The organism is Alteromonas sp. a30 (assembly GCF_026788005.1).
Classification (GTDB): Bacteria; Pseudomonadota; Gammaproteobacteria; order Enterobacterales; family Alteromonadaceae; genus Paraneptunicella.
Map to the genome: position 1 here is coordinate 1 of NZ_JABEPE010000004.1, position 11,060 is coordinate 11,060.

Consider the following 11,060-nt stretch of genomic DNA (forward strand, 5'->3'; position numbering starts at 1 on the left):
CACGCTGGGCGCAGTAAAGCCCACTTTGTGTACGCCATCGTTGTTGATGGCTGAGCCTTTTATCACCGCCAAAATGCGGTCGCCATCGGCTTCGGCGTCTTCTAAACGCTTTAGCAATACCAAGCCCACGCCTTCGCCGCCCACCGTGCCTTTAGCTTTGGCATCAAAAGCACGACAATGCCCGTCAGGCGAATTAATCATCCCTTCTTGGTACAAGTAGCCTTCTTTGTTGGCGCGTAATGACACCCCTCCCGCCAGCGCCATATCGCAATCGCCATTTAAAATGCCTTGAATTGCAGTGTGAACCGCCACTAGCGAGGTAGAACACGCCGATTGCACGTTGAGCGCAGGGCCGGTTAAATTCAGCTTGTTAGCCACTCGCGCCATAAAGAATTCGCGGTCGCCAAGCGTGGCTAAATCGTATATGTCGGAACCAATTTGCGAAGCCGTTTGGAACACCTGTTGTAACCACAATAAGTTGTTACTTGCCCCGCCGTACAAGCCAATGCGCGGCTGACTCCCCGTATTTGAAGCGCTGGCATCAACGGCGTACCCCGCCGCTTCCAAGGTTTGCCACGCACATTCATGCAACAAACGTAGCTGCGGGTCGATGATTTGCGCTTCTCTGGGTTTATAGTCAAAGAAGGCGGCATCAAACTCTAACGAGCGCGATAAAATGCCACGTGCACGAATGTAGTTGGGGTTATCCAGTAAGGTTTCGCTAATGCCGTAGGCCAGTCCTTGCTCGCGATCGAAGTGGCTAATCCCCTCAAGACCCTGTTCAAGATTGTGCCAAAATTCCTCAATATTGCTTGCTTTCGGGAAGCTGCCCGCCATACCGATAATGGCGATATCTCGGCTGCTCCCTTTTTTATTTCGTGTTTGGTTTAAATGTTCATGGGCGTTATCGTCATGAGTATCGCTGCTCTGCTGTTTTTTCAGCGCATGTTGAATATGCGCGGAGAGCCCGTTAATGCTCGCGTGAGTGAACACATCTACGGCTTTTAATTCGGGCAGCATCGATGCCTTAATTTTGTTAGTCAACATCACCACATTTAAGGATGTGCCACCTAACTCAAAGAAGTTGTCGTCTAATCCGATTTGCTCCAGTCCCAGCACCTCTTGCCACAAAACCAACAATTGCTGCGTGATTTTATTCGCCACAACAGGGCCGCTTGTACCCGACTTGTGGATGTCCAAGGTTTGCTGCATTAGAGTTTTGCGATCCACCTTGTCGGTGGCGGTCATTGGCAATGCCGTTAGCGTTTGGATCACGCTGGGTAGCATAAATTCTGGCAAGGTTTGACGTAAATGCGCCTTAATGCTTTCGCTTAGCGCTTGTTTATCCGCAAGCAAGTGCGGCTTATCAAGCGCAACGGAAGACGGTACAACAAAGGCAACGATTTTCTTCTCGGTGGCAGCACTGGCCTGTGCTATAGGACGCGCGACTACCGCGCATTGCGCGACCAAATCGCAGTTAGCAAGCTGCACTTCAATTTCGCCCAACTCCACCCGCAATCCACTGATTTTCACCTGATTGTCGATGCGGCCAACAAATTCGATATTGCCATCTGGCAGGTACTTCACCCAATCTCCGGTGCAATACACGCGCGAATCCGCTGAATGTGTCGCATCATCAGCAAAAAGATGTTGAACAAACGCGGCTGCGCTAGCGTCAGGTTTATTCAAATAGCCTTTGGCTAAGCCCGCACCGCCAATCAGTAATTCGCCCGCTACGCCAATAGGCGCAAGTTGTCCTTTGCTGTTGACCACGTAATGGGTGACGTTGGCGATAGGTCGACCAATAGGCGTGTTTTTGCTGTTTTGGCTAGCGTGAATTGCAATTTCTTTTGAATGAGTTTGCAACGCACTGGGTACGTTAAAAAACGTACATGCAATCGTGGCTTCTGTGGGGCCATAACCATTAAATATTTGTAGGCCATCAACCTGCGATTTTATGGATTGCAACAACGCCTGATCGATAGGCTCTAAGCCCACAATCATGGCTTTTAGCGCTAAGTGACGCGGCGATTCGCGCAACCACTCATTAAAGGCGCGCAAGAAGAAAGGCGGCACATAGGTCACGCTCACTTGCTGTTGTTGTAAGTAGCGGAAGAAGGTGTCTGGGTCGGTGCGCTGTTCTCCTTTTAACATGTGAACACAACCACCGCTAAGCAGTGGCACAAACCATTCCGACACGGCATAGTCAAAAATGGCGTTTGTCCACGCACTGTACACGCCACCTTGAGGTTGATTTAGCATGCGCGTCATCGCACTTAAATAGTTCACAATGTTGCTATGCTGCACCATTACGCCTTTGGGCTTGCCCGTGGAGCCAGAGGTATAGATCAAATACGCCAAATCTTGTGCGCTGAATTCGCCGCCCACCTCATTCAAAGTCAAGTTCGCTGAGTCGTAATCGGGCAACGCTTGGTTTACCGCTTGCGCTTGGGTGTTTATCACCTGAATATTGCGCCCGGCAAGACTGCCATCAGCTAAACAGGCCGCGCCTTCGTTGTCGGTTAACACCAATGGCAACGCTGTGTCGTCGAGAATGTAGCTCACGCGCTCGGCGGGAAATTCGGGGTCGATAGGCACAAACAGCGCACCTAATTTTAGTGCGGCAATGGAGCTGATAATCACATCTTGATGGCGTCCATAACACACTCCGATTTTTTGCTGATGCCAATCAACACTATCTGATGTGTTTTGCTTCGATTTATTTAAACTTAGGAGCAGACGCGCCACCTGATTAGCTCGGCAATTAACCGCATCAAAAGTGGCATGAAAATGACTGTTAGCGCCCTCTGCGTGAATGGCTGGCAGGTTGGCGTAACGCTCAGCACAAGCTTCAAACCATGTTGCTAAATGTATTGGCTGTGACGCCTTTTCTGACCTTGTTCCTTGCATAAAAGACGCCGAATACTCTGGCGAATTCCACTGATGCAGCAAAGTATGAAGTTCGGCTTGCGGTAGTAACGGCAACTGCAAAATGTTCTGGGATGGCGCATCAACAATGCTTTGCAACAACACCATAAAACTGGCAGACAATCGCTGCGCAAACGTTTCGCTAAACAGTGCGGTGTTGTACTCCCAAATAAACTGCAAATCGCCCGCTTGCTCTTGCACAGCAATGCCTAATTCGAATTTGGCGATGTTATTTTCAAGGCTAAGCGGGGTGACATTTACCTTTGGCAGCGACAGTTCAACTTGCTCATTGTTATTCAGAGTGAACATGATTTGGAACACGGGTGTGTGACTTTGGCTGCGCGGCGGGTTCAACTTTTCCACCACCCATTCAAAGGGAATATGCTGATGGCTTAAACCTTCGGTGATCACGCTGGCGTTTTGCGCCAAGTAGCCGCTAAAGTCCATGTTTTCATTAAGGCGAGTACGTAACGCCACGGTATTGGCTAAAAAGCCCACCAGTTCGGAAACGCCCGCCTGTTCACGGTTTGCCACAGGCACACCTATCACGATGTCGTCGCTGTTTGACCAACGAGAAACCAACAAGGCAAAGGCGCTTTCGAGTAAGGCGAATAGCGACACTTGCTGCTGCTTAGCCAGAGCATACAGCTTGTGCGCGAGCGCCTTTCCGGTGTTGCTGTGATGATGCTTACCGGCGAAGGTTTGCACCTGCGGCCTTGGGTTTTCGATGGGCAAACCATGAACAGTTGGGCAAGCTTGTAAATGCTTAATCCAATAATCAAGCGAGGCTTGCATTGCCCCGGATTGCCATTGTTGCTGCTGCCAAATGGCATAATCTGCATATTGCAGCGTAGGAACTGGCAAGGTGGCTTTCTGGCTCACATTGGCAGTTAATTGCGTGTAAAGCTGATTTAATTCGCGGATAAACACGCCTGATGACCATCCATCAGTGGCAATGTGATGCATCACAAAAATAGCGGCGTGATCGTTAGAATAACCATCAGCGCCAGTTTGGTTAGCACATTCCGCATCATCCAAAATAATTATTTGCGCGCTAAAAGGTAAGTCTTTGGCGAGATCAAAGCGCTGAGATGCCGCCTGATGCAATGCCGCATCGATAATCGTTTGCTTGGCGTTTTCCAACGTTTTTTCGGTTTTAGATGTTGTTTCGGCGGCAAGCTTTTGTCTTACATCCATTACCGTCACCGCGAACGCATCACTGGGCTGAATAAATTGATATGGCGTTTGATGTTGTTTGTCTTGTTCGGCATTCGACGATGTGACAATTAAGGTCCGTAAGCTTTCATGACGCGCAACTAATTGCATTAATGCTTGCTTGAATGCATCAAGATGCAGCATCCCTTGCAAGCGCAATCCAAATACCATGTTGTACACACCAACGGGTTCTTGTGCTTTTTCATCTGCACTTGAATCCCTGCTTGAATCCGAATTTGAATTTTCCCCCGACTCGGCCAACTGCTCTAAAATCCATAATTTCTTTTGTGAAAAAGACAACGGAATATGTGTCGGACGCTCGCTGGCGCTCAAGGCCGGAATGCTATTAGCAGGGCTTACATTTGCTGAATTTACGGCATCGGTAATTGGCTCGACATTTGCCGCCAGTAATGCGTCCACATTGGCCGAAATGCCACGAATGCTAGGTTGAGCAAATAGGCGCTGCAATGGCAGTTCAACGGCAAATTTGTCGCGAATACGCGCAACCAACCGCGTTGCCAATAAGCTGTGTCCCCCGGAAGCAAAGAAATTGTCGTCTACCTTGGGTTGTTCAATCTGTAGCAAACTGGACCACATTACTGCGATTGCTTGCTCAGTTGGCGTTACCGTGCCGTGCTGGTTATTCGCATCGTGTGCTGCGCTCGATGCCACAGTATCGGTATTAAGGACGATGAAATCTTGCGGCGAAGGCAGGGCCTTAGTATCGAGCTTACCATTTGGGGTGAAGGTAAAAGTCTCCACTGGAATAAACAACGCGGGCACCATAAAAGTGGGTAATTGTTCCCCTAAGCGAGCTTTTAAGGCACTAATGCCTTGAGTGGTTTGCAGCGCAGCGCGGCTACTTTCATCTTTGCCGGTGAAATAGCAAATGAGGTTGGTATTGTTACGCGGATCAAGCATCACCACGTTGTCTTTTACGCCTTCAAGCGCACCAATGTGGGTTTGAATTTCGTCTAATTCAATGCGATAACCGCGCAGTTTAACTTGGTTATCAGCTCGGCCTAAATACTCTAACTGCCCGACATGATTCCAGCGTACGATGTCGCCCGTTTTGTAGTAACGGACGGCAGTATCCAAAGCGATTTGAACATCACTTTTATCAGACACATCCCCACGGGAAGCCTTTTTATAGCTTTCAATACAGGGGAAGTAATCAAAGTTGGCACTGACAAACTTTTCGGCGCTCAGCGCTGGCTGATTTAAATAACCCTCGGTCACTCCAGCACCGGACACCCACAATTCTCCCACAGCACCCATGGGTAATAAGTGGCCGTTTTCGTCCACAATACAGCAGGCGTAATTGGGTAACGGACGCCCAATGTTAGGTTTGACGTTACGCGTTTGCGCTAAGTTGGCATGAACAAACGCCGTTTTTGCATCACTCGCTCGCGACGCCTTAGCTAAACGACGTTCAATCACAGCAAAAGTGGTATCGACGGTACATTCCGTTGGCCCATACAAATTCAACGCACATCGTTGATTTTGCTCGCTCAGGTCAGCAATTCGCTGCCACAAGCGAGTAGAAATGGGCTCGCCACCTAGCGCTAAGTGAGGTAGTGCCTGCAACTCACTGGAATCGCTAATATCGAGCAATGTATCTAGCTGGGAGGGCGTACAATCGTAAATATCGATTTGTTCCCGCGCAAATAGGGCCAACAAATGTTGGCTTTGCTTGCGTTGTTGCTCATCTAAAATATACAGCGACACGCCCGTTGCTAATAAACTCAGCGCTTTTAAGGATGAATCGAAGGCGTAGGATGTATTCCATCCCCAACGTAGTGTTTCGACTTGGCCTTTTGTCTGGGATCTGCTTTCATCTTGCTGTTGGGAGGCGTTTTCATCAGCCAACGCTGGGTCAACATGCAGGTTAAAATACGTTGAACAAATCTCGCGTAAGCCTTGTCGCAGATTATTCAAATTACCGTGTGTTACTACCACCCCTTTCGGATTTCCTGTAGAGCCGGAGGTGTAAATAATATAGGCAGTGTCGCTAGGGCGAATGTCCGGCAGGTTTTTAGTTGAACACTCCGTGTTTGCATTGGTAACAGGGGCATCCAAATATAATCGGTTTGCAGACACCTTTGCCTCTGACAACAGGCTGTCATATTCAAGATAACTCAACACCACGTTTGGCTTGGCATCATTCAACATATAAGCAATGCGCGCCTTGGGGTAACTGGGGTCGATAGGCACGTATGCAGCGCCAGCTTGCCACACTGCATAAATGGCGATAACTGCGTCCATGCTTCGCGGCAAAAGCAGTGCTATGGCATCGCCCTGCGTCACGCCCAGCGAGATTAAGCGTTGCGCCAATTGGTTAGAGTGGGCATACAACTCAGCATAGGTTAATTGCTGCTGTTGGGTTTTAAGCGCCACCTGATTAGGCATAAGCGCCACGGTTTGCGCCAGTGCATCTGGTGTTGAAAGCTGATTGCTGGTGTTGTTTTCATCAAAGGCGACACTCGACCCTTCGCCAAAACGCAGCAGTTGTTGTCGCGCTAAATCGGACACCAACGGCAGCTCAGCTAACGCCACGCGGGGTTGAGCAATAGCGGCGTCGATTAGCGCTAAAAATGCGTCACTTAAGCGTCGGATGCTCACTTCTTCAAACAACGAGGTGTTAAACAACCAATAGGTGCTAAGCGATGCGTTGTTCACCACCGTAAGTTGCAAGTCGAACTTAGCTTGCGTCAATTCATGAGCAACGCTTTGAATATCCACTCCTTGTAGCTGCACAGGCAAATCGGTGTCTTCAAGCAGTGAAAACAGGATCTGAAAAAGTGGGCTGTAACGGCTGCTACGCTCAGGATTCACCGCTTCAATCACGGCATCAAAAGGCAAGTATTGATGCTCAAAAGCGTTAACAATAGTGTCGCGGCTTTGCACCAAGTAGTCCTGCGTCGGTAGGCTTAAATCCACCTGATGTCGCAACGCTATGGTATTAACAAAAAAGCCGATTAGCCCATCTAAATCGGGATGTTGACGCCCAGCTACAGGTGTCCCCATGACGACATCATTGTGTCGCCCAAAGCGAGCAATAAGCACCGCGAAAAGGCTTTGTAGTACCACAAACAAGGTACTATCGGTTTGCTCAGCCAGTTGTTGTAATCCTGCTTTGCGCGCTGTACCTAATTTAACTTCAAATCGCTTTGCTGGGTTTGATGGCGTACTTGGGCGAGCATGATCCAGCGGCAAGCTATGCAACTCGGGCGCATGAGCCAAATAACGTTTCCAGAATTCAGTGCTAGCGTGAGCTTTGTCGCTGTTTAGCCAGTTCTTCTGCCATGCGGCGAAATCCGCATACTGCACAGGTAATTCGGGCAGCGAGCGTTGCACCTGAGGCGTTTGGTTGTCTGCTGTAAGCCCGCTCTGCGCTTGATTGTAAAAACCTGCAAACTCGCTCAGTAAAATACCAACCGACCAATCATCGCAAATAATATGGTGCAAATTGAACACCAGTAACCCATCGTTGTTGCTGAAACGCACTAATCGGGTTTTAAACAATGTTGCTTGAGTTAAATCGAAATGATGTTGTGATTCATCCTGTAACACTTGCTCAATGCAAGCATCTACCTCCATTTCACTCTCAAGCTGCGTTACCTCAAATGCGGGCGCTAAATGCGGCTGAATTTCCTGCATTGGCTCGCCATCCACATCAATAAAACGGGTTCGCAATATTTCATGACGCGCAATGAGTTGCTCCAGCGCTACACGACACGCCGCTTCACTGATTTCGCCGCGCACTCGAAGCGCGCCCAACATGTTGTATTCATTGGCGTTACCGCTAAATTGCTCGATAAACCAAAGGCGTTGCTGTCCATACGATGCAGCCTGTTGCCAAGCGGTTTCGGTTTGCCTTTGGCTTACCCGAGCAATGCTCGATGTTTTTGCGGTTTGGGCAGATTGCACAGCCTGTAAATGCGCTACTAATTCTGCTTTGTATTGCTTTAGCTGCGCCAATAATTCCGGCGCAATTGCCTCGCCTTTAAACTGAATTTTTAGTTGCGGCGTTTCTGTTGTATTTGTGTCAATACTCAGATAAATACCGGCTTCAATACAGGCGTTCAGCAGTTGTTCTATGCTTATATTCATGGTGATTACTCGGATACCTTTACGCTGCTGGCGGACCACTTATCCGCCGCCGAATAGCGCAGTTCGCTAACAACCACGGTGGTGTCGCTAAAACTGTCGCTGGCTAAGCTGTAGGAACGCGCCATCATGGCGTCTGGACGCGGGCTAATCATGGTTTTTACCGCTTCTGGCAAACCTAAACGCACTTCAACAAACCGTAATGTCAGCGCTTGTTCGGCGTTTAAAACTAACTCAAATTGCGCACCGGAAGGGGGCAAGCCAAAATACTGCCAATGCCCCCAAGACTCGGTTAATGATGCCACTTGCGCCGTTGCTTGATTCGCGTTTTCAAGCGTTTCTCCATTGACCTTCACCGCAACCAAATTTTCCGGGTCTTTCACGAAGATATTGAGTTTTTCTAATGGCGCATGATGTTGGGAGTGTTGATTGTCGCTGTAATCTGCTTGCCCAGCCGATTTATTCGATGGCACCAGAGTAAAGCGCACATGTTGATTCTCACCCTGTATTTCACGGCTTAAGTTCTCCACAGACAGCGGTTGCAACTCGGTTTTTGGCGCATCACTCACAAACATGCGTTTATCCACAATGGGATAAATGCGGTTTGCATTTGCCGCTGCATCATCGTTCGATTGCTTTTGATCTTCGTGGAATACTTGGCGCGTCCAATCATCTAACGCCACATCCAATGAAGCCCACTGCCATTTTTCCTGATTGCTCTGATTAAAATCGGCTAAATAAAACAGTTCATTGGGCTTTTTGTGCTCGCTGTCGAATTGGTGCAACGTGAGCGTGATAACCAATACCGCCGCACCGACAATGGCAAAAGACAGTGGCGGCAAAGCGTTTTTCACCGAGCTTACCCCGGAGCGAGTTGTGACATCATCTGCCAGCTCCGTATGCGCTTGAGCATCAATCAATAACGAGGCAATAAGCGGCGTCAGCAAGCCCGCCACTAACGCGACGAAGAGTAAAGGTAAGCCGGGCGCTAAGTGCCCAATGGATGAGAATAAGGAGAAAATGTAACTGCCCCACCAATAAATAGCAGGCGCGGCACCAAGGAAAATGCACAGGGAGGGAAGCGTTTTGCTAGCGAGTACGTTGCCAGCGGGCGCTTTTATTGTCGCTACACTCAAACCAATAACGCTGAACAATAATGGCCATAAGAAAATATGCGCCATCAATGGCAATAGCACCGCGCATAGCAAAGACAGCAGCAACCACATGCTTAAGTAACCGAAGGTAAGTGTGGTTTGCCTTATTTGTGCTTGGGCTTGAGCCGCTTGATTTTCCCTTTCTACCTGAATCTTGTTTTTGCCGAACATTTTCAGATAAAGCACTAAAGCGATAATGCCCACCAGCAACATAGCAAGGCTTGGCAGTAACGCATTTTCAAATACTGAAACCGCTAAAATCACACCGATGAAAATGGCTAAACTTGGGAAACGGGTGCCAGAAACAATCAAGCCAACAAACACCCATTGCATCGCAATAATGACCAAGGCTAAGCCAAGCAGAATGGCGCGGTCTTCTGACAGCAATTGAAAGAAGCTTTCTGCCCCCACAAAATACGCATTCAAGCCACCGCCAATTAAGGCATTCAAGCCATTACCAAACATAAGGAACAGCAGCAATTGCAGCAACACCACAAAAAAGCCACCCATTAAGCGCTTTACACCAATTGAAGCGTTTTTCCCTTGTTGGTTTTTCCCAGTAGCCGTTTTCGTGGAATAGCGACCTTGTAATCGAACCAAATTGATGAACAAAATCAGCACCAACACCGCCAGCGCATAGGTCCCCCATACCGGGTAATGCATAAAATGTTGCGGAGTCAGGTTGAAGTAAACATGGTCGCTGCTTGCTTCAAGTGGTAAAGGCTGCTGAGCAAAATATTCGGTTAAACTCAGCGCATAACTAGCTGCATGTAATAAGCTGGCTTCGGACACATTTTCAATGCTGTCTCCAAGGGTGTGATAGTGGTAAAAACCATCGCTGTAAGCCAAGTTTATACCTTGTACTCCGTGGGCTAACGACACCGTCATATCAGTGTAATTACCCATCACTTGATACAGGGAATAGAAGAAAGAGTCGGCAATAGGAAACGGCGCTGCTTGAGCAAAAGCCTGAATTAATGCGCTGTTGTTTGAACTGGTTTCGAACAGTCGCAACGGTCCTTTACTACCGCGCGCCTCAAAGTTAATGACCAGCCCGATGTTTTGGGCTTTAGGGTGCTGCTCCATAAACGCGGTAATCCCCAAAGTACCTTGTTCTTCAGCATCGGTGAATAGCACAAGGATGTCGTTTTTAGCGCCGCCTTGAGCTTGAATAACCCGCATGGTTTCTAGAATGGTCGCAACAGCGTGACCATTGTCATTCGCTCCGTGGGATTGCGAAAACGAATCATAGTGTCCCATTAACACCAATAACGGGCGCGTTTCGGCAGGGTTTCGAGTCGGTTTTTCGGTGTGACTGCTTGGAAAGAATCCCAGCACATTTTCAACATGCGCCATGAACGGCTTTCCAAACACGTTTTTTTGCACATCCGCTTGCTGTACTTCAGTTTGTGCGCCTAGGGAGCGCAAACTATTCACCAAGTAATCTCGCACCCTTTTAATTTCTGCCGAACCGGTGGGATGCGGTGCGCGAGCAATCACCGATAAATGCTGACGCACGTTGTCAGTGGAATACCCTTTGGCGCTAACAAAAGCCTCGACGTCGGATTGCGGCACAGAGTAAAACCCCGAAGCCAACACAATAAGCAAAGATGACAGCCCTGTGAGCAGAGCAAACCGTACCAAATAATTCAC

2 protein-coding genes are annotated in these 11,060 nt (G+C 48.7%); both read right to left on the minus strand.

Features of this window, described 5'->3' with window-relative positions:
• Positions 1 to 8,256: non-ribosomal peptide synthetase (locus HJG39_RS05540; RefSeq protein WP_268407591.1), on the minus strand; the 8,256-nt coding region annotated here is incomplete at its 3' end.
• Between the two features lie 5 nt (positions 8,257 to 8,261).
• Positions 8,262 to 11,060 (minus strand): M28 family peptidase, encoded by a 2,799-nt coding sequence (locus tag HJG39_RS05545; RefSeq protein WP_268407594.1) that lies wholly within the window; start codon positions 11,058 to 11,060, stop codon positions 8,262 to 8,264.